Here is a 20,211-nt window from a genome sequence, read left to right as displayed (position 1 = left end):
AGGAGGGTGCGCCCGACGTGCGGGGCGGGCGCGTCAAAACCCCTAGGACCCGCCAATTAGGCTGTACCGATACTGCCCACCGAAGCCGAAAGGGGTCCCGCGGTGCCCGCAATCTCCCGCGACGAGGTCGCTCACCTCGCCCGGCTGTCCCGGCTGGCGTTGACCGACGCCGAACTCGACCAGTTCGCCGGTCAGCTGGATTCGATCCTCAGCCACGTGCAGACCATCACCGAGGTCGCCGCCGACGTCCCCGCCACCGCGTCGCCGAATCCGACGACCAATGTGACCAGGCCCGATGTGGTCGTGCCCGGTCTCACTCCCGAGCAGGCGCTGGACCAGGCGCCTGCCGTGGAAGAACAGCGTTTCCTGGTTCCGCAGATTCTGGGAGAGGGCGAATGACCGAGTTGACTCTGCTGTCGGCTTCCGAGCTGGCAGCCAAGATCCACGGCGGCGAGGTGTCCTCCACCGAGGTCACCCAGGCGCACCTGGATCGCATCGGCAAGGTCGACGGCGAGCTCAACGCCTTCCTGCACGTCGCGGGTGACGAAGCTCTCGCCGCGGCCGCCGTGGTCGACGCCGCGCTCGCCGCGGGCGAGACCCCGGCCTCATCGCTGGCGGGAGTTCCGTTGGCGCTCAAGGACGTTTTCACCACCACCGACATGCCGACCACCTGCGCCTCGAAGGTGCTGGAGGGCTGGATGTCGCCATACGACGCGACGGTCACCTCCCGGCTGCGCGCCGCGGGCATCCCGATTCTCGGCAAGACCAACATGGACGAGTTCGCGATGGGTTCCTCCACCGAGAACTCCGCCTACGGCCCGACCCGCAACCCGTGGGACACCACCCGCATCCCCGGTGGTTCCGGCGGCGGTTCGGCGGCTGCCTTGGCCTCGTACCAGGCGCCGCTCGCCATCGGCACTGATACCGGTGGCTCGATTCGGCAGCCCGCCGCGGTCACCGCGACGGTCGGCGTGAAGCCCACCTACGGCACCGTCTCCCGCTACGGCTTGATCGCGTGCGCGTCGTCGCTGGATCAGGGTGGCCCGTGCGGTCGCACCGTGCTCGACACCGCGCTGCTGCACGAGGTGATCGCCGGGCACGACCCGCGTGATTCCACCTCACGCAATGTGGCGGTGGCACCGGTCGTCGAGGCCGCGCGACAGGGCGCCAACGGTGACCTGACCGGCGTGCGCGTCGGCGTGGTGCGCGAATTGCACTCCGACAGTTACCAATCCGGCGTGCTCGCCTCCTTCGACGCCGCCGTCGCGGTCCTGAAGGAACTGGGCGCCGAGGTGATCGAGGTGTCGTGCCCGAGCTTCGAGTACGCGCTGTCCTCGTACTACCTGGTGATGCCGTCGGAGGTGTCGTCGAACCTGGCGCGCTTCGATGCCATGCGCTACGGCCTGCGCGTCGGTGACGACGGCAGCCACAGCGCCGACCAGGTGATGTCGCTGACCCGGGAGGCCGGTTTCGGCCCAGAGGTCAAGCGCCGCATCATGATCGGCACCTACGCGCTGTCGGCGGGCTACTACGACGCCTACTACGGCCAGGCGCTCAAGGTCCGCACGATGATCGCGCGCGACTTCGACGCCGCCTACGAAACGGTCGACGTGCTCGTCTCGCCGACCAGCCCGTTCACGCCGTGGAAGCTGGGCGAGAAGGTCGACGACCCGCTGGCCATGTACCTGTCGGATCTGTGCACCCTGCCGACCAACCTGGCGGGCCACCCCGGCATGTCGGTGCCGTCAGGGCTGTCGGCCGACGACAACCTGCCGGTGGGTCTGCAGATCATGGCGCCCGCACTGGCCGACGACCGACTGTACCGGGTCGGCGCGGCCTACGAGGTGGCGCGCGGCGCGCTGCCGACGCCGGGCGCGGTCTGAGAACAACTGCTCCGAAGCGGGGCGTGCCGGGCGGAACAGCCTGGCGCGCCCCGTCTTTCGTTCCTGGGCGGACGGCCCGGACTCAGGCGACAGCCCGGTCGGCGACGCCGCGCGTCATCGCGCCGAAGCCCGCGCGCAGGTGCTTGCCGAGCGCCAACGTCACCACGGGGCTGAACCAGCCCGCGAGGGTGAACCGGGACTCGTAGCGGCAGCGGTCGGGGCCGAGCGGGACGACGGTGTGCGAGCGCAGACTGTGCAGCGCGCCGAGCGGCACGGGCTTCATCGTGTAGCTGAACTCGACGCCGGGGGTGTGGGTGCGGATCCACTCCCGCTGCGGACGGCGGTTGCTGCCCAGCTGGACCCGCATGTCGATGGGCGAGCCCGGTTCCAGCGTGCTCGACGCCTCGTAGCAGAAGGTGTTCCACTCGCCGTAGCGGTCGAAATCGGTGAGCACCTCCCACACCTTGGTGGCGGGGGCGTCGATCTCGATCGTTTCGTCGATGACTAGAGACATGCGTGAAAACTAGAACAAGTCCTAGTTTTCGGCAACTGCATCACGCGAACCGGCGACGCACCTTGCGCAGCGCGTCGATGATCACGGCCGAGGCCGCCGTCACCGCGAACAGGCCGAGGACCGTGCGTGCCAGGGGCCAGAGGTTGGGGCGGTCGGCCGGGTCGGTCTGGGCGAAGACGTTCTCGACCACCGGGGCGCCGTACTCCTGGCGGCGCGAGTTCACGTCCACGGCGGTGAACGCGATATCGGCCATCACACCACAGCGGGCGCGGGAGAACTCGTCGTCGCGCAGTTCGCAGGAGGCGTGGATGCGCCGGTTCAGTGCCGCGTCCACCGAGCGACGCGCCCACGCGCCGAGCGGCTCGTCCACCCGCTCGGCGTAGCGCAGCACGTCGTAGCCGAGGTCGTGCGCCTTGCAGGCCGACTCGAACTCGGCGGGCAGCGTCACCGGCGAGGAACAGCCACCGTTCGGATTCACCAGCAGGTCGTCCTGCTCGGCCGGGTCGTAGCCGAACTTGTAGCCGAAGTCGCGGGGGATCAGCGAGGTGGCGTCCGGGCTGTCGTCGGTGAGCGCGCGCACCGCCGCGGCGGCCGCGACGTTCTCGGCGCCGCTCGGAGTGGTGCCCATGGCACCGGGAGCCGACATCACGACGGCAGCGGCCATAGCCAATCCGGCGGTGCACAGCGCGACACCGCTACGACGGCGGTGCTGCGCGGGAGCGGGGGATGGCGCGGAGGCGGCGGAATCTGCGGTACGGGCCGCATCAGCGGCGGGTACCGGGCGAAGCGGGGTGTTCATGGCCTCCGACGGTAAGGAGCGGGTCTCACCGCGGGCATCCCGCTGCGGACTTGTTTATCGGGGCGCGCGGGTGGCAGACCCGGCGCCAGGGTCACACCAGGGTAGGGGGTCGCATTCGGTTCGTGGGTATGAGGTCCGCTGACCGGACGGTTCGTAGTCTCATTGTCATGACCGCACCACTGCGCCCCGCGGCGCGACCGATATCCGCGCAGACCTGGTTCGACTTCGCAACGGTGCTGGTCGCGCTCATTTTGTACAGCATCGCGTGGCCGACGCTGTTCGTGACACACGAGGTCTCGCCGGTGGTGGCGCCGATGCTGTCGGCACTCGCGGTCTTCCCGATTCTGTTCGTCCGGGTCAACCCGGCGCTGGGGTGGGCGATCTCCGCGGGCGCCGCGCTGCTGTTCTCGATCGGCTTGCAGCCGGCCGCGAACAACGATCTGCCCTTCCAGGTCGTGCACATCATCGTGCTGTTCGTGCTGCTGTTCGCGGTGGCGTTGCGGGCTGCGGTGCCGATCGTGGTCGTCGCCTGGGCGGCCACCTCGATGCTGTTCGCCACGACGATGCCCGGCTCGGACACCGGTCCGCTGTGGGGCTGGGCGATGGGGTTCGGCGCGCTGGCCCTGTTCGGCTACCTCGTGCGGATCCTGCTGGCTTCGCGGCGCAAGCTCGAGCGGCAGGAGGAGGTGACCGAACTCGAGCGCGCGCGCCGGGCGATTCTCGAGGAGAAGGCACGTATCGCCCGTGACCTGCACGATGTGGTCGCACACCACATGTCCATGGTGGTGGTGCAGGCGCAGACCGCGCCGTACCGGATCGCCGATCTCGACCCGGCCGCGAGCGCTGAATTCGAATCGATCGGCGCCACCGCTCGCACCGCGCTCAACGAGATCCGGGGCATGCTCGGGGTACTGCGCAGTGACGGTCAGCTGCCCGAACACGCGCCCCAGCCGCGTGCCGCGGATGTGCCCGCGCTGTGCGAGTCGGCCGCGCGCGCGGGGATGCCGGTCGAGTGGAGTGTGACCGGCGATCTGGCATCGGTGCCGGAGACGACGGGGCTGGTGATGTATCGGGTCGTGCAGGAATCGATGGCCAACTGCGCGCGGCACGCGCCGGGAGCGGCGGTGCACGTGGCGGTGGCGGTCGACCCGGGTGTGGTGAGCGTGAGCGTGCACAATGCGGCGACTGCCACGGTGGCACTGCCGAGCGCGGGCGGTGGGCACGGCATCGACGGCATGCGCACCCGCGTCGGCGCGGTCGGCGGTGAACTCACCGCGGCGCCCACCCTCAGCGGCGGGTTCGAGGTCTCGGCGAAGTTGCCGACGCTGTAGCGGTTCGCTATTGGGCGCAATCGCCCGAAAAGACTCAGACCGTGCGCTGCTGTGAAACGCTGCGTGTCTGTGCACATTAGGGTGGTGGCGTGGCTATTACCGTGTTGATCGCCGACGACCAGGCGATGGTGCGCCAGGGGTTCGGGGCCCTGTTGGGCGCGCAGACCGATATCAGCGTCATCGGTGACGCACCCGACGGGAAAGTGGCGGTGGCCGAGGCCAAGCGGTTGCGTCCCGATGTGGTGCTGATGGATGTGCGGATGCCGGAGATGAACGGTCTCGACGCCGCCCGCGCGATTCTCGGCGCGAATTTCGATCCGCCGGTGCGGGTGCTGATGCTCACCACTTTCGACATCGACGACTACGTCTACGAGGCGCTGAGCATCGGCGCGAGCGGATTCCTGCTCAAGGACGCGCCCGCCGAGGAACTGGTGCGCGCGGTGCGGGTGGTCGCCGACGGGCAGGCGCTGCTCGCCCCGACCATCACCCGCAGGCTCATCGCCGACGTCACCCGCAGGCGCAATACGGTGCGCGCGGCCCCGGCCCCCGCGCTCGGCACGCTCACCCCGCGCGAGCGCGAGGTGCTCGAACTGGTGGCGAAGGGGCTGTCGAACACCGAGATCGCCTCGGCGCTGTTCGTGGCCGAGCAGACCGTGAAAACCCATGTCTCCAAGGTGTTCTCGAAGCTCGGGCTGCGCGACCGCGCCCAGGCGGTGGTCCTGGCGTATGAATCCGGCCTGGTCGTTCCCGGCTGAGCCGGTGAGCTCAGCGCGGGCAGACGCCGCCGCGCAGGTTCGGCAGGTGCCGGGCCAGCAGCAGCGCCATCCGGTCGAGCAGCGCGGTGGTGTCGTCGAACGAGCCCGAATCGGCTTGTGCCGCAAGGGCTACCGCGAGCTGGCCGCTACCGACGGGCACCAGTCCGAACTGACGCACCGTGTAGATCCCGGTGACGTCGTCCGGGCCCCAGCCGCCCTTGAACTCGGTGTCGTCGAGCAGACCGAGACCCCAACCCTGATCTTCGGTGATCTCACCCATCAGCGAGGTGACGATCTCGCTGTTGGGCAGGCACGGCAGTCGCGACGCGAACCGCACCTGGTTGGCCAGCGACCATTCGGTGCCACCGAAAGAGGTGTCGTCGAGTTCGGTGCGGGTGCCCGACTTTCCGGTGGCCGCGTCGCCTGCCTCGTCGAGGATCTGCTGCACGGCGTCGGCGGCTTCCGGTGCGTCACCGAGGGATTCCCACAGGCCTTCGGCGGCGTCGTTGTCCGACACCGTGATCGCGGCCTGCACCATCTCGAAGATCGACTGGTCGGGATCGTGGCGCAGCGCGGCGACGGCCAGCGGGATCTTGATCGTGGACCAGGCGATGCCGGTGCTCCAGTCGCCGTAGACGGTCATCCGGCCGCCGCCGACCGGCATCAGCGCCATCCCCACCTGCCCCGGCAGCTTCGACTGCAGCAGGGTGAACTCCGCGGCGAGCGAATCGGGCAGGCCGATGGACAGCCCCGGATGCCAGGCATCTTCGCTGCTGACGTTGACCGTGGGTGCGCTCACCGCCGTCGGCTTGCCCGGGGTGGCACACGAGGTGGACAGTGCGGCAGCCGCCAGCACCCCACAGAGCAGCAGCCTGCGACAGGCAGCCGCCATGACGGTCGACTTCACCACCGAATCCTCCCCACCACCCATTGCGCGTGCTCCGGCGGTGCAAACTTCTCGTCGAGCGCGCCCGGAAACTCCCGGACGACTGTTAGCAAGTTTCACCGATTTTCGGCGAGAATTCGAATGAGCGTGGTCACACGGTCGGAAGGGGGTCGTTGTGCACGACATCGGTGAGGTGTTCGCCGGGTTCACCATCGAGGCGATGCTGGGCCAGGGCGGCATGGGCACGGTCTATCTGGCCCGGCATCCGCGCCTTGACCGGCTGACCGCGCTCAAGCTGCTCAACCGGGATCTGTTCGCCGACGAGCGAGTTCGCGCGCGGTTCGAACGGGAGGCCGATCTCGCGGCCGGGCTCGACCATCCCGGTATCGTCACCGTCTTCGATCGGGGGACCGAGGGCGAGCAACTCTGGATCAGCATGCAGTACGTCGACGGGATCGACGCCGCGACAGTCGACCCGATGGCGTTGCCGCCGGAGCGGGCCGTGCAGATCATCGAGGGGGTCGCCGACGCACTGGATTACGCGCACGGCAGGGGAGTGCTGCACCGGGATGTCAAGCCCGCCAACATCTTGCTGGCCCGATCCACCGGTGGTGCGGGCGAGCGTGTCTTCCTCACCGACTTCGGCATCGCCCGCCTGCGTGCCGACTCCACCCACCTGACTCAGCAGGGAATGTTCACCGCGACACTGGCTTACGCGTCGCCGGAGCAGATGACCGGCGCTGAACTCGATCACCGCTCCGACCAGTACTCGCTGGCGTGTTCGCTGTACTGGTTGTTCACCGGGCTGGCGCCCTTCGACTCCGCCGACCCGAACGAGATCATCCGCGGGACCCTGTACAACCCGCCGCCACCGCTGGCGCTGCGCCGCGCGGGTCTGCCACCGATCATGGATGCTGTGCTCGCGGCCGCGATGGCGAAACATCCTGCGGCGCGGTTCGATTCGTGTACCGCTTTCGCGAAGGCGGCCCGCCAGGCACTGACCTCGAAGACCCCACCGGTGTTGCCACGTCCACCCGTCAACCCGGCGCCCGTCTACTACCCGCCTGCTCCACCGCAAGGACCCGCCGCGCCCTTCGCGCAGCCCGGTTACCGGCCCCCGCCCATGCAGCCTGCGCCACAACCCAATTGGCAACCACCCTCCCGCCCGTTCGGAGCTGTTCCGCCGATGGACCAGCGGCCGGATGCGGTGCCGCGCGGACAAGTGCCTCCGGCGGCCCGGCGATCGGCTGCGCCGGGTGCTGCGGCCTCGCCTGGTGAGGTGCCTCCGGCCCAGAGATCGGCTGCGCCGGGTGCTGCGGCCTCGCATGGTGAGGTGCCTCCGGCCCAGAGATCGGCTGCTCCGAGTGCTGCGGCCCCGCATGGTGAAGTGCCTCCGGCTCAGCGGCCGGCTCCGCCCAGCGCTGCGGCCCCGCCTGGTGAGCTGCCTCCAGCCCAGCGGCCAGCTGCGCCCAGTGCCGCGGCGCCGCATGGAGAAGTGCCTCCGGACCAGCAGAATGCAGCGGGACCCGTTGCTGCACAGTCGAATCCCCGGCAATCCGCGTCCGGAGCGGAGGTCGCACCCGTGGATTCGGCGGGCCCGGTCGAAGGCGCACCGTTGCAGGCCGGTGGTGAAGCCGGAACGCCGTCCGGTCCGGTATCTCTGGACAAATCCGCCGTGGCAGGGTCGCTCGGGGCGGAGGCTGCCGTCGACGAGGTATCGCCCACCGCTGCCACCGATGTCATGTCGACCGGCGATGCGGGCGAGTTGGACGCGGTGAACGCGTCGGCCATGACCAAGGTGACGTCGATCGCGGGGGCGTCGAACGCACCCCCGGCTGGACCTGTGGCGCCCGAGGAAGTCGCACGGCCATCAGGTCATGCGATACAGCCGGGCAGCGCCGGCCAGGACAATGCGGGGCAGCTGGGCCGGGTGGGTCCCCCGGGCACCGTGATTCAGCCGGGCAATGCCGGACAGCCGCCCGGACCCGGTCAGCCGGGCGGTTCCGTACCCCCGCAGCACAGAGGGGCGTCGGTAGCCTCGAATCGGGTGCATTGGCCGGTGCCGCGGCGGGTTTCGGGGATGCAGCGGTTCGGCTGGGTGCTGCTGGTGGCGCTGGTTCTGGTGCTGGTGGCGTTGGTGCTCGCGTTGGTTGTGGTGGTGTCATCGGGCGACGACGACGATTTCGCTGCCGACGGTGGCGCCGGTGTGACGTCGAGTTCGGTGGCGGTGGTGGCGGATTCGTTCGCGGAGAGCCGGCGGGTGTTTCCGACGTTGGTTCCGCAGGGGGAGAACAGTAACGGGCTGGGGTATCGCGGGGTCCAGTGTGTGGGGGTGCGCAGTGTCAGCGAGTTGGCGTGGAAAGAGCCTGCGCTGCAATGGACTCCGATCACTACCGCGTGGCAGTGCGATCGGGTGGACAGCCAGGCCGGTGCCGTGAGCTACCTGGTGCTGGAGTACGCGAACGCGGGGCAGGCGCGGTCGGTGGTGCAGGCGCTACCGGCGGCGGTTCGCGATGCGGGGGACAAGGACGGGGTGCCGTTCTCGTTGCAGCGGTGGGCCGTTGCCGACCCGGGCAGCGCGCGAACGCAGACCGCGTACCAGGTCGTGAGCTTCCCTGACGATGATGATCGCGCGAATTACCTTGTCGCGGTGAGTCGCCGGGGAAGCAGTGGCACCGCCGGAGCCCTACGCCCTTCCGCGCAGGACGAGGTCATCGCTTGGTGGGAAGAAGTCCCGCTCTGACCAGTACCGGCCCGCGGCGCCGGACCAGCAGGCCCGGCGCCGCGGCGGCAATTTCAGTCCACCGCCAGCGCCGCCACGATCGGCATCCTCGATGCGCGCAGGGCGGGCGGGATCGAACCCAGCAGCGCCAGGCCGAGGGCGACCGCGCCGTAGACCGCGATCAGGGGGCTCGGCCGGTAGACGATGTCGATGGTCATCGCGTGCCCGATCGCGATGGTGGCCAGGTATTGCACCGCGATGCCGACGACGAGTCCGATTGCCGCGCCGATGAATCCGATGCCCGCGGCCTCGGCCAGCACCGAGCGCAGGAGGAACTTGCGGTTGGTGCCCATGGCGCGCAGCACCCCCAGCTCCCTGCGCCGCTCCAGGACCGACAGCATCAGGGTGTTCAGCAACGCCACTGTCGCCACCAGCACGACGATCCACAGGATCATGTTGCTCATCGCCGCACCCTGCTCGACGCCCGAGGAGATCGCGGCGACCATGGTGGCGCCGGTGTCGACATGGATCTCCTTGGGAACCATCGCGCGGACCGCGGATTGCACCGCGTCGGGATCCGCGCCGGGCGCGTACTGGATCGACAGGATCGTCTCACCGGGCCGCTGATACCACTCCCGCATCTGGTCGAGGTTCATCATCACCACCCCGGAGACCGCCGTGAAGTACGGAATCACCTGCAGCACAGTTGTTTTACGCTCGCCGGACGGCGTGGGCATGGTGATCTCGTCGCCGGCGCCCAGCGACAGCGAGCGTGCGACATCGCGGGTGATCACCACGCCTTCGCGGCGCTCCATCTGATCGATCACCGCCTGGTCCACCGCGCCGAGTCGCGTTTCGGACGTGCTCGGCGGATAACCCTGCAGCATCACCCGACCGCTGCCGATCGTCGCGAAGGCCATCTGGGCGGGGCTCACCCGCTCGACGCCGGGCACCGTCGCGACCCGCTCGGCCAAACCGCTGGGTAGCACGGGACCGGTCGGGAATTGCTCGACCGGGCTCGGGCTCACGTAAAGGTCGGTGTCGCCGAGACTTTCGAAGGAATCGGTCGCCGACTTCACCATGTTCCCCGACGCACCGCCGAGCGCGACCACCGCCGCGACCCCGATCATCACCGTCATCGCGGTGGCCCACACGCGACGTGGAGCACGCTCGAGCGAGGTAGCTCCGAGCGCGCCCGGCGCCCCGAACCAGCGCGCGATCGCCGCCGACCCGCGCACGATCGGCCCGGTGGCGGCGAAACACAGGAACACCGTCGCGGTGAACGAGGTCGTGATCGCGCCGAGCGACAGGCGACCGAGATCGAGGAAGGCCATGACCACCGCCGCCGCGCCGAGGACCAGCCCCGCGGCGAGCGCGACCCACCTCAGCACTGAACCGGTGGCCGCCGCGTCGCTGGCCTCCACGGGCGCCAGCGCCTCGACCGGGGCCACCTTGTACACCTGCCGCGCGGCGATCGACGCCGCCAGCACCGTCGCCACGACACACGCGACAATCGCCACGGGCACCGCGTAATTCGGCACCTGGAACTCGGTTCTCGCCTCGACCGACTGCACGATCGCGGCGGGCAATCGATCGATCGCGAACCGCCCCATCAGCGCACCGATCCCCGCGCCGATCGCCCCACCGATCAGCCCGAGCAGCGCCGCCTCGACGAGCAGATCCCGCACCATCGGCGCACGCTTGCCACCGATCGCCCGCAGCAGCGACAGCGTCGGCCTGCGTTGTGCCACCGCCATACTCATCGCGTTGTAGATCAGGAAGGCCGACACGATCAGCGCGGCTGCCGACGACATCAGGGTCGAGTACCGCATGATCTGGATCGCGCCACCTGCCTGCGCGGTCCGCAGACTCGGCTCGGCCACCACGGCCCGCCCGTCCACCGCTTCGGTGAGCGTGGTGCGCAGCGCGGCCACATCGGTGCCGGGTTCCACCACGATCTGTACCGAATCGAGCTTGCCGACCCGGTCGGTGAGAAGCTGGATCAGCGGAAGCGGCCCGGCCACCAGGTGGCCGCTGTTGAGCCGGTTGGTGGCCTCGGAGTCGAGGACGGCGGCCACCGTCGCGGTGCCCGACCCGATCGGCACCGGGTCACCCTCGCGCAGGCCCATGGCCGCGCCGACCAGCACGCCGCGTTCGGTGCTGATCAGCTTGGTGGTGTACTGCGACATCGGCCCGGCCAGATCGCTGCCGAGCGCGCCGATGGTCTGATCGGCCCCGATCAGCAGCGCCCGATCCGGCCCGGCGCCCAGCGTCCCGCGCAGCATCGGCACCGCCGCTGCCACCCCGGGGGTCGCGGTGATCTGGGGTAGCAGTGATTGTTCGAAACCGGCATCGGTGATGCCGGTGACCTCGAGCTCGGCAGTGCCCGCCAGGCCTTTGGTGAGCTTGTCGACCGATCCGGTGACCGAGCCGGAGATACTCAGCACCGCGACGATCAACGCCGCCGACACCCCCATCACCGCCCCCGACATCATCGTTCGGCCGGGATGGCGGAGCAGTTCACCGAAGTTGAACAGCCGCAGTCGATCCCATGCCGCGGCGATCATGCGTCCACCCGTGTGGCGGCTAGCTCGTCGGCGCCGATCTGCCCGTCGCGCAGCGTGATCACCCGGTCGCAGTAGTCGATCGAGTTCATGTCGTGGGTGACCATCACCACCGAATTACCCTGCGCCGTAATGGTACCGAGGAGGTCGAGGATCGCCGCACCGGTCTTGGAGTCGAGGTTGCCGGTCGGCTCGTCGGCCAGGATCAGCGGCGGATCCATGATCAACGCCCGCGCCACCGCTACGCGCTGCATCTGCCCACCGGACAGTTCCGCGGGTCGGTGATTCGCCCGATCGCCGAGACCGACCAGGTCGAGCAGCTCGAGTGCGCGCGGCTTCGCCTTGCGTAATCCGGTGCCGTCCAGCAGTTTCGGGACAGCGATGTTCTCCCACGCCGACAAGGTGGGCAGCAGATTGAAGAACTGGAAGACGAAGCCGACCTGTTCGAGCCGGAACGCGGCCTGTTTGTCTTCGTCCAGATCACCGATCTCGGTGCCGCGGAAGCGAATCGAGCCCTCGTCGGGACGATCGAGCGCGCCGAGCAGGTGCAGCAGGGTGCTCTTACCGGAACCAGAGGGCCCGATGATCGAGGTGAACTGGCCCGCTTCGATGCGCATGCTCACCTCATCGAGCGCGCGCACCTCCTGATCGCCGACGCGGTACCGCTTGACCACCCGGGTCAGCTCCAGCATCGGTTGCTGCGGTGTCTCGATGTCGGACATGTCTTGTCCCCCAATGTATGTCGGGCCTCAGCGTGCGAGTGCGCGGTCGCGGGTAGTCTGCCTGATCGCCGGACGCGCGTCGAGAAGTGCACGCAGCGCCGGTTGTTCGGCGGCCAGTTCGAGATAGGCCTCCATCGGAGTGCTGCCGTCGATCTCGGCCAGCTCCAGTTTGACGTGCAGATGATTGTCCCAGCGGTTGCTCAGCGCGAGGAGCAGGCCCTCGACGCCGCCGAAGAGCCGGTCGAGTTCGGCGATGCCGTCGAACAGTGCGGGATCGTGCGGGTTGATCGCGGCCCTGGCGAGCACGGTGTGCACGATCTCGGTGCGGTGGTGTAGATCGGTCCAGGTCATGGGCTTCACCTTCCGTGAGCGGGTAAACCAAACGCTACGGGCGGTGACCGGCCTGATCGTCGTGCCGGAGGCCCGACTTCTTCTCCTACCCCGGTAGGAGACCGGTACCGTTCGCGGGACGATGCTCGCCCGGTAGGTGGCGACTAGCCTTACCTCATGGATGTGAGTCACGCCATCCCCGCGAAGGCGCCGGGCCGGGCGAGCCGTCGGCAGCGGCTCTCCGCCCGGGTGATGAACGGCTGCCGGCAGTTCATGGTGACCGTGCGTGAGCGCATCGAATCGCTGCCCTACGACTACCCGCCCGCGGTGATCCTCGCCGCCGACTTCGCCCTGCTGGTGGTCACCGGTGCGGCGGTGATCCAACGGCATTCCTACTTCCCGAGCGTGCTGCCACTGCTGGCGATGGCCACCGCGTTCCTGCCGGTTCCGCTGTTCGCGATCTTCCGCGTGAAACCACACCCCGTGCTGTTGAAGGGCAGCGCACTGCTGTCGTGTGCCCTGTTCCTCTTGCAGCCGGTCACCGCCGACTTCGCGCCGTTCGTGCTGGTGATCGTCGCCGGTGAGGTCGCCGCGGTCGCAACTCGCGGGTGGACGATCGGATTCACCCTGCTCGCGATCCTCGAACTGGTCGCGTTCGACCTGGCCGGGAACGTGCAGTGGGGCGATCAGTCGCTGCAGGGATTGCCGATGTACATCATCGGCATCCTGCTCGGCATGTTCGTCGGGGTGATGCTGCAGTACCAGCGGCGCTTTCTGTATCAGGAACGCGAGAACCAGGCGATTCGCTCGGGGCAGGCGGCCGACGAGGAACGGCGCCGGATCGCCCGCGAGGTCCACGATGTGATCGCTCATTCGCTCTCGATCACCCTGCTGCATCTGACCGCGGCCCGGCGCGCACTGCAGACCGACGACGACCCCGCCGAAGCGGTGGAAGCGCTCGTCGAGGCCGAACGGCTCGGCCGCCAGGCAATGGCCGACATCCGCCGCACCGTCGGCATGCTCGACGCGGGCCCAGCGCAGGTGGCCCCCGAGCCGGGCGCCGCCGATATCGACGAGCTCGTCGGTGACTTCCGCCGCGCCGGACTCACCGTCGACTACGCGCGCACCGGCGATCTGGCCACCGTCTCCGGCGCGATCGGCCACGCGCTCTACCGGATCGGCCAGGAATCGCTGGCCAACGTCATCAAACACGCGCCGGGCACTGCCGCCTCGGTCCGCCTCGATGTCACCGCCGAGGTGGCGACGCTGGTGGTGTCGAATCCGCTGCCGCTCGGTCCCGCGCCCCGCCGCGACACCGGGATGGGAGTGCGCGGCATGCGTAAACGCACCGAACTGCTGGGTGGGAAGATCACCGTGGGCAACGGTGACGACGGCTGGACCGTGCGCGTCGGGTTCCCGCTGAAGGCGGGTTCGTGCGTGTCGGCCATGCTGCTGCCGGGCAAGCTCTGGAACAAACCGCAGGAGGACACGTGACAACCGCTTCGCCGATCGAGCAGGTGCTGACAGTGCTCGTGGTCGACGATCAGGAACTGGTGCGCGGCGGTCTGCGCCGGATCCTGCGCCGCCGCGACGGCTTCGCCATCACCGAATGCGCGGACGGTGACGAGGTCGCGGGCGCCGTCGCCGCGCAACGACCCGATGTGGTGCTGATGGATCTGCGGATGAAGCGGGTCGGTGGCATCGATGCGACCCGGTTGCTGCGCGCGCGCCCCGACGCTCCGCCGGTCCTCGTGCTCACCACCTTCGACGATGATCAACTGCTCTCCGGCGCGTTGCGGGCAGGCGCCGCGGGCTTCCTGCTCAAGGATTCGCCGGCGGAGGATCTGATCCGCGCCGTCCGCACGGTGGCGGGCGGTGGCGCGTGGCTCGATCCCTCGGTGACCGGACGGGTGCTCACGGCGTACCGAACAGTGAAACCGGTCGGTACCCGTACCGATCGCCGGCTCGGCGAACTCACCGCCCGCGAGTACGAAGTGCTCGAATTGATCGGTTCGGGCCGGGTCAACAGCGAGATCGCCGCCGAACTCGGTATCTCGGAAGTAACCGTGAAAAGCCACGTCGGACACATATTCGGCAAGCTCGACCTGCGCGATCGGGCCGCCGCGATCGTGTTCGCGTTTGACCACGGCGTAGTGACACCGGGAGAATCTGCCTACTGAGAAGCAGGTCCACGGACCTGCCAGAAGTGGGAGGCGGACGCTGGTGCAGGCACCTGGGTCACGGACGGGGAGCAGATTCGGCCCGTACGAGTTGCGGTCGATGCTGGGCAAGGGCGGGATGGGCGAGGTCTACGAGGCCTACGACACCGGCAAAGATCGAGTGGTCGCTCTGAAGTTGCTGGCCGAGGAGCTCGCGCAGGACCCGGCCTATCAGGTCCGGTTCCGCCGGGAATCCCAGGCCGCGGCCAAGCTGGCCGAACCGCACGTCATCCCGATCCACGACTGGGGTGTGATCGACGGGGTTCTCTTCATCGATATGCGCCTGGTGCCCGGCTCCGATCTGCGGACCGTGCTGCGCGGGGGCGGGCCGATGAGCCCGGAACGCGCGGTCGCCGTCGTCGAGCAGATCGCCGCCGCGCTGGACGCCGCGCACGCGGGTGGGCTGGTGCATCGCGATGTGAAGCCCGCCAACATCCTGGTCACACCCGCCGATTTCGCCTACCTCGCCGACTTCGGCATCGCGCACACCGAGGGTGACAGCGCGGTGACCCAGGCCGGGATGGCGGTCGGCTCCTATATCTACATGGCGCCGGAACGCTTCGATGTCGGGCCGATCTCGCACCGCGCCGACGTCTACTCACTGGCCTGTGTGCTGCACGAATGCCTCACCGGCGCTTCGCCTTTCCCTGCGGCGAGCATGAGCGTGCTGGTCCGCGCGCATCTGTCCGAGGCCCCGCCACGTCCGAGTGAGTTATTGCACGGGATACCGGCGGCGCTCGATGACGTCATCGCGACCGGCATGGCCAAGGACCCGGCCGATCGATACGCGACGGCCGGTGAGCTGGCTGTCGCCGCTCGCCGAGCGCTGGCCTCGGCCGTGCGGGAGGTCGCCGCGCCGCCATCGGGTGCTTTCGCCTCGTACTCCGGGGCTCGCCGAGTCCCCGGCGGTCATGATGTGACTCCTGATTCTCCGTCGGGTCCCACCCTTCGTGGGCCCGCTGGTGCGCCGGGTCGAGCACAGGCCGGTGCCCCACCTGGTGGTCCCGGTGCCGGGCGTGGGTTCGCCGCAGCGGCCGGTTTCGCCGCGGGTGCCGGACGCGGTGGTGCGCCGACCGGTGGTGCCGAGCGTGGTGTCCCAGCGGGATCCGCGCCCGGCGGCGTCGCGCGTGCTGTGCCCATCGGTGCCGCCAGTGGCGCCCGCAAGGTCGAACCCGACGCGAACGAGCCCGAGAACGTCGAGCAGGTGCCGACGCCGACCGGGGAGTTCCGGGTGATCGGCGCGGTGACCGCGACCGGGGGCGTGGAGACCTCGCGCAGCCAGTCGGCCGCGACCGGCGCTCAGCCGACCTTGATCATCCGCCCACCCGAGGCGCGCACCGGCGCCGCGGACACCACCGGATTCCGCCGCGTCCCCGCCGAGGGCACCGGCGAGATCTCGATCCCCGCGGTGATCCAGCCGACCGGCCCCGCCGAGATCCGGCCCGACGACGCCTACTTCGCCCCCCTACCGTCAGCCGAGGAACCGGCTGCCCCCGAGCCCCCGCCGGCCTATACCCCCGACCAGGGCCTCCCACGGATGCGCCCCTTCCCGGACGCGCACCTCTACGACGGCACCGCCCCTGGCGAAACCTCCGCCCCCCTCCTGCAACCCCAGCGCCCCACCTCGGCCACCCCTTACCCGGCCCCCACCGGCCCGCCACTTCTCCCGCCCCAGCAATACGGCCAGGACCCACACCGAGCAGCCCCCACCCAGCGCTACTCCGGCGAACACCCCATCCCGGACGCGTACACCCCGCCGACGGAGCAATACCACCCCCCGGCGTCGAACCCCCGTTTCCCCGCTCCCGCACCAGGGTCAGGCCCGCCGACCTCGAACCCGCCTTTCGCGGCTCCGACGCAGCGGTTCACTGATGACCAGAGCGACCCTGACGACCGATTCGGCGGTCCGCCCGGTCAGTTCGGTGACGACCGCGCGAACCCGGTCGATCGGTTCGGGGCACCGGCGCAGCGGTTCGGCGAGCAGGCCGACGATCCGGAGGCTCGGATCGATCCCCAGCGTTTCGCCGCCACCCAGCATTACGGTGGTGCGCCCGACGGGCAGTTCGGTCCGGCGACCGAGCAGTACGACCCCGTCGAGCGGCAACGGTCGGCGCCGACCCAGCATTACGGTGCCGGCGAACCGGACCCGCAGCGCTCGCAGCCGACGCATCAATATCGGGGCGGTGCAGCACCTTTCGGCGCGCATCAGGCCCCGCGGGAGTTCGACGATCCAGCGCGGGCGGCCGCGACCAGGCAGTACTCGGGTCAGGAGAACGCGTACTCCAACTACGACGAACCGCCCAGCGCCTACGGTGATCACGCCTACCGCGATCAGGCCTACGATCCCGGTTACGGGCCCGAACCCGCCTACGGTCCGGATCCGGCATACGGCCCCGATCCGGCTTGGTCACACCAGGATTCGGGTCGACAGCGGTCGGTCCTGCTACCGGTTCTCGTCGGCGTTCTCGCCGTCGTGGTACTCGCGGTCGGCGGCGCGATCGGCTGGCGCGTGATGTCGGCAACCGAAACCGCCGAAACCGCCACGGCCGCACCGACTTCGCAAGCACCGGCCGGAGCCGGCCAACCCGCGACCACCGCCCCGCGCGCGACCACCGCGGCCCCCACCACTTCGGCGGGGCCGGTCACCCTGCCCGCGGGCGCACAGCCCTGCGAATCCGGTTCCACCACAGGCGCTTACAGCAAGGTAGCCGTCGGCACCACCGTCACCAGCTGCGGTTTCGCCGAAGCGGTCAGGCAGGCCTACGCCGCGGGCGGAACCGGCGCACGCCCGGTAGTGGCCACGAGCCCGGTCACGGGCACCACCTACACGATGAATTGCGCACCGGAGGGCAAGCTCGTCACCTGCACCGGCGGTGACAACGCCGTGGTCTACGTCTACTGACCCAGCACGGCCGCGGCCCTGACTCGGGCCGCGGCCGCGAACACTCCCGACGTTGCACCTTGCCGGATGCCCGACGATGGAAGTCAGTGGTTCAACTCGACGGTGTGACAGTCACTTTCACGCTCTTCATGATCGGCTGATCGCTCTCGGTGCTGTAGTCGCCGATCGCGCACAGCACATTCATCTCCGGCATATACCCGGCCGCGCAGCCCGCGGGAATGTCATAGGTGACGACTGTGTACTTGTGGAGCGACCTCGTCGATCCGTCCCTGGCCGTGCTGGTGATGTCGACTTCGTCGAACTCCGTCAAGCCGCGGTCGTGCATATCGCGAGAGTTCATGAAGATCAGCGTGCGCAGGTTCTTCACCCCGCGATAGCGGTCGTTGCTGGTGTAGATGGTGGTGTTCCACTGGTCGTGCGAACGCTGCGTCGCCAGGGTGAGCACACCGGCCGGGTTGGTCGTGTCGGGCAGCGTCGCCACGGAGAACTCCGCCTTGCTCGACGGGGTGAGAAAAATCAGCTCACGGGCGGGCTGCCGGATCCGGAACCCGAGCCCCAGCCGCACCCGCCGGTTGTAGTCCTCGAAACCGTCGAGGACCTTCGACATGGTGTCGCGGATGCGGTCGTAGTCCTCGACGTAGTACTCCCACGGTGTCTTGGTATGGGGCAGTGCGGCTTTGGCGATGCCGGCCACAATCGCGGGCTCCGACAGCAGATGCGGTGACGCGGGCTTCTTCATGCCCTTGGACAGGTGCACCACCGCCATGCCGTTCTCCATCGAGACCACCTGCGGGCCGCTGCGCTGCTCGTCGTGTTCGGTGCGCGCCAGGCACGGCAGAATCAGCGCGCGCTTGCCGTGCACGACGTGGCTGCGGTTGAGCTTGGTGGAGACCATGACGGTGAAGTCGGCCTTCTGGAACGCCTCGAAGGTGTATTCGCTGTCGGGCGCGGCCTGGACCAGGTTGCCGCCCATGCTCATGAAGAACTTCAGCTTGCCCTTCTGCATCGCCTCGATGGCCGCGACCACGTCGTAACCGTTGGCGCGCGGCACATCGATCCCACACACCTCGGCCAGCCGGTCGAGGAATTCGGCGGGCGGATTGTTGTCGATGCCGCACGTCCGGTTGCCCTGCACATTGCTGTGCCCACGCACCGGCGAGGGGCCCGCGCCTTCGCGACCGAGATTGCCCCGCATGAGCAGCAGGTTGACGATCTCGCGGATCGTCTCCACGCCGTGCTCGTGCTGGGTGACGCCGAGACACCAGCTGACGATGCTGCGGTCGGAGTCGCAGTAGATGCGCGCCGCCTTGCGGACCTCGGCCTCACTCAGTCCCGACTCGGTCTGGATATCGGCCCAGGTGGTCGCCTCCACCTCGCGCACGTAGTCGTCGAAGCCGACGGTGTAGCGCTCGATGAACTCGTGGTCGAGGGCCTTCTCGTCGGTCGCCGACTCTTCGAGGACGGCCTTGGCCATGCCACGGATCAGCGCGAAATCGCCGCCGATGCGCACCTGCAGATTGAGCGTGCCGGTCTTGGTCGGGTGGAAGGTGGCCATCGCGAGGAAGTCGTGCGGGATGATCGCGTTGCGCGAGCCCGCTTCGATCAGCGGATTGACGTGCACCACCTGGGCGCCGCGTTTATAGGCCTCGGCGAGCGAGGTCAGCATGCGTGGCGCGTTCGACGCGACATTGAGGCCCATCACGAACAGGGCGTCGGCCTTGTCCCAGTCCTCGAGGTCGCAGGTGCCCTTGCCCGTGCCGAGCGAGGCCTGCAGCGCGCGGCCGCTGGCTTCGTGGCACATGTTCGAACAGTCGGGCAGATTGTTGGTGCCGTACTCGCGCACCATCAACTGGTAGAGGAAGGTGGCCTCGTTGGCGAGCCGGCCCGAGGTGTAGAACGCGGCCTCGTTCGGGTCGGACAGCTCGCGCAGCGCCTTGCCTACCATCTCGAACGCGTCGGCCCAGCTGATCGGCACATAGTGGTCGGTCTCGGGGTCGTAGACCATCGGCTCGGTGAGCCTGCCCTGATCTTCGAGATCGAAGGAACTCCAGGTGGCCAGCTCGGTCACGGTGTGCTCGGCGAAGAATTCCGGGGTGCACCGTTTGTGCGTCATCTCCCAGGTGACGTGCTTGATGCCGTTCTCGCACACATCGAGGACCAAGCCGTCGGTCGCGTCGGGCCACGCGCAGCCGGGGCAGTCGAAACCACGCTCCTGATGGTTCATCTTCAGGATGGCCTTGGTGCCGATGAGCGGCTCGTGCTCCTTGCCGATCATGAATTTCCCGACCGCGATCGCCGCGCCCCAGCCCGCCGCGGGGTGATGGTAATGCTTGGATTTCGGCACGGCCGCCCGGTCGGCTGCTTCGCTCGGGCCCCGATCGGGATCCCAGATGGTGTGCGGACCCTCAGCCATGTCAAATCTTCCCTTCGCGATGAATGCGGATCGAGAAAGATGTGCTCTGTCCAGTGCCTCGGTTGGATTCTCTACCGCCGAGATCACGAACGGGCGAAGGTCACTGCCGTCGTGTCGTTCGGTCGCGTCCGAGACCGGTTTCCGAACGGCCGATCGGTCGCGCTTATCACC

15 protein-coding genes are annotated in these 20,211 nt (G+C 68.8%); 8 read left to right on the top strand and 7 right to left on the bottom strand.

Annotated elements, in window-relative coordinates; genetic code table 11:
- Positions 1 to 102 precede the first annotated feature (102 nt).
- Both gatC and gatA read left to right on the top strand, forming a co-directional pair.
- The gene (gene gatC, locus ACQHI0_RS20395; protein ID WP_301902357.1) at positions 103 to 399 is read left to right on the top strand and encodes an Asp-tRNA(Asn)/Glu-tRNA(Gln) amidotransferase subunit GatC; all 297 of its coding nucleotides are present in this window, start codon (positions 103 to 105) and stop codon (positions 397 to 399) included.
- Positions 396 to 1,883 carry an Asp-tRNA(Asn)/Glu-tRNA(Gln) amidotransferase subunit GatA gene (gatA, locus tag ACQHI0_RS20390; RefSeq protein WP_427903445.1) on the top strand — a complete coding sequence of 496 codons (1,488 nt, stop codon included), beginning with the start codon at positions 396 to 398 and terminating at the stop codon, positions 1,881 to 1,883. The genes gatC and gatA overlap by 4 nt, the downstream gene beginning before the upstream one ends.
- Before the next feature lie 82 nt (positions 1,884 to 1,965).
- Here gatA and ACQHI0_RS20385 read toward each other — a convergent pair whose 3' ends face one another.
- Positions 1,966 to 2,397, bottom strand: coding sequence for an SRPBCC family protein (locus ACQHI0_RS20385; RefSeq protein WP_427903444.1), 432 nt, complete (start codon positions 2,395 to 2,397; stop codon positions 1,966 to 1,968).
- 40 nt (positions 2,398 to 2,437) lie between these two features.
- The gene (locus tag ACQHI0_RS20380) at positions 2,438 to 3,196 is read right to left on the bottom strand and encodes a hypothetical protein (RefSeq protein ID WP_427903443.1); all 759 of its coding nucleotides are present in this window, start codon (positions 3,194 to 3,196) and stop codon (positions 2,438 to 2,440) included.
- A gap of 167 nt (positions 3,197 to 3,363) precedes the next feature.
- Here ACQHI0_RS20380 and ACQHI0_RS20375 point away from each other — a divergent pair, with 167 nt between their 5' ends.
- Both ACQHI0_RS20375 and ACQHI0_RS20370 read left to right on the top strand, forming a co-directional pair.
- Positions 3,364 to 4,527: a sensor histidine kinase gene (locus ACQHI0_RS20375; protein ID WP_427903442.1), complete on the top strand. Its 1,164-nt coding sequence runs from the start codon at positions 3,364 to 3,366 to the stop codon at positions 4,525 to 4,527.
- Positions 4,528 to 4,616: 89 nt separating this feature from the next.
- Positions 4,617 to 5,282 (top strand): response regulator, encoded by a 666-nt coding sequence (locus ACQHI0_RS20370; RefSeq protein ID WP_427903441.1) that lies wholly within the window; start codon positions 4,617 to 4,619, stop codon positions 5,280 to 5,282.
- A gap of 10 nt (positions 5,283 to 5,292) precedes the next feature.
- On the opposite strand, the gene ACQHI0_RS20365 is transcribed toward ACQHI0_RS20370, so the two are convergent.
- Positions 5,293 to 6,189 (bottom strand): hypothetical protein, encoded by an 897-nt coding sequence (locus tag ACQHI0_RS20365; RefSeq protein WP_427903440.1) that lies wholly within the window; start codon positions 6,187 to 6,189, stop codon positions 5,293 to 5,295.
- Positions 6,190 to 6,343: 154 nt separating this feature from the next.
- Between ACQHI0_RS20365 and ACQHI0_RS20360 the strand changes: the two genes are divergently transcribed.
- Positions 6,344 to 8,911, top strand: coding sequence for a protein kinase domain-containing protein (locus ACQHI0_RS20360; protein ID WP_427903439.1), 2,568 nt, complete (start codon positions 6,344 to 6,346; stop codon positions 8,909 to 8,911).
- Positions 8,912 to 8,964: 53 nt separating this feature from the next.
- Here ACQHI0_RS20360 and ACQHI0_RS20355 read toward each other — a convergent pair whose 3' ends face one another.
- Genes ACQHI0_RS20355 through ACQHI0_RS20345 form a run of 3 tightly spaced genes read right to left on the bottom strand, consistent with a single transcriptional unit; the run spans position 8,965 to position 12,527 of the window.
- Positions 8,965 to 11,457, bottom strand: a complete 2,493-nt coding sequence (locus tag ACQHI0_RS20355) for an FtsX-like permease family protein (protein ID WP_427903438.1) — start codon at positions 11,455 to 11,457, stop codon at positions 8,965 to 8,967.
- Positions 11,454 to 12,176, bottom strand: a complete 723-nt coding sequence (locus ACQHI0_RS20350; RefSeq protein ID WP_427903437.1) for an ABC transporter ATP-binding protein — start codon at positions 12,174 to 12,176, stop codon at positions 11,454 to 11,456. Before ACQHI0_RS20350 ends, ACQHI0_RS20355 begins: the two co-directional genes overlap by 4 nt.
- A 27-nt stretch (positions 12,177 to 12,203) precedes the next feature.
- Positions 12,204 to 12,527 (bottom strand): hypothetical protein, encoded by a 324-nt coding sequence (locus ACQHI0_RS20345; protein WP_427903436.1) that lies wholly within the window; start codon positions 12,525 to 12,527, stop codon positions 12,204 to 12,206.
- Between the two features lie 156 nt (positions 12,528 to 12,683).
- Between ACQHI0_RS20345 and ACQHI0_RS20340 the strand changes: the two genes are divergently transcribed.
- The 3 genes from ACQHI0_RS20340 to ACQHI0_RS20330 are packed head-to-tail and all read left to right on the top strand — an operon-like array spanning position 12,684 to position 17,627.
- Complete coding sequence (locus tag ACQHI0_RS20340; RefSeq protein WP_427903435.1) at positions 12,684 to 14,000, top strand: sensor histidine kinase; 1,317 nt, start codon at positions 12,684 to 12,686, stop codon at positions 13,998 to 14,000.
- Positions 13,997 to 14,686, top strand: a complete 690-nt coding sequence (locus ACQHI0_RS20335; RefSeq protein WP_427903434.1) for a response regulator — start codon at positions 13,997 to 13,999, stop codon at positions 14,684 to 14,686. The genes ACQHI0_RS20340 and ACQHI0_RS20335 overlap by 4 nt, the downstream gene beginning before the upstream one ends.
- A 43-nt stretch (positions 14,687 to 14,729) precedes the next feature.
- The gene (locus ACQHI0_RS20330; protein ID WP_427903433.1) at positions 14,730 to 17,627 is read left to right on the top strand and encodes a protein kinase domain-containing protein; all 2,898 of its coding nucleotides are present in this window, start codon (positions 14,730 to 14,732) and stop codon (positions 17,625 to 17,627) included.
- A 91-nt stretch (positions 17,628 to 17,718) separates the two neighbouring features.
- Here ACQHI0_RS20330 and ACQHI0_RS20325 read toward each other — a convergent pair whose 3' ends face one another.
- Positions 17,719 to 20,040 (bottom strand): FdhF/YdeP family oxidoreductase, encoded by a 2,322-nt coding sequence (locus tag ACQHI0_RS20325; protein ID WP_427903432.1) that lies wholly within the window; start codon positions 20,038 to 20,040, stop codon positions 17,719 to 17,721.
- Between the last annotated feature and the right edge of the window lie 171 nt (positions 20,041 to 20,211).

The organism is Nocardia sp. FBN12 (assembly GCF_050320175.1).
In the GTDB taxonomy this organism is placed as follows: domain Bacteria; phylum Actinomycetota; class Actinomycetes; order Mycobacteriales; family Mycobacteriaceae; genus Nocardia.
The sequence above is the reverse complement of the archived record's forward strand: the minus strand, read 5'-3'. Positions and strand labels throughout refer to the sequence as shown.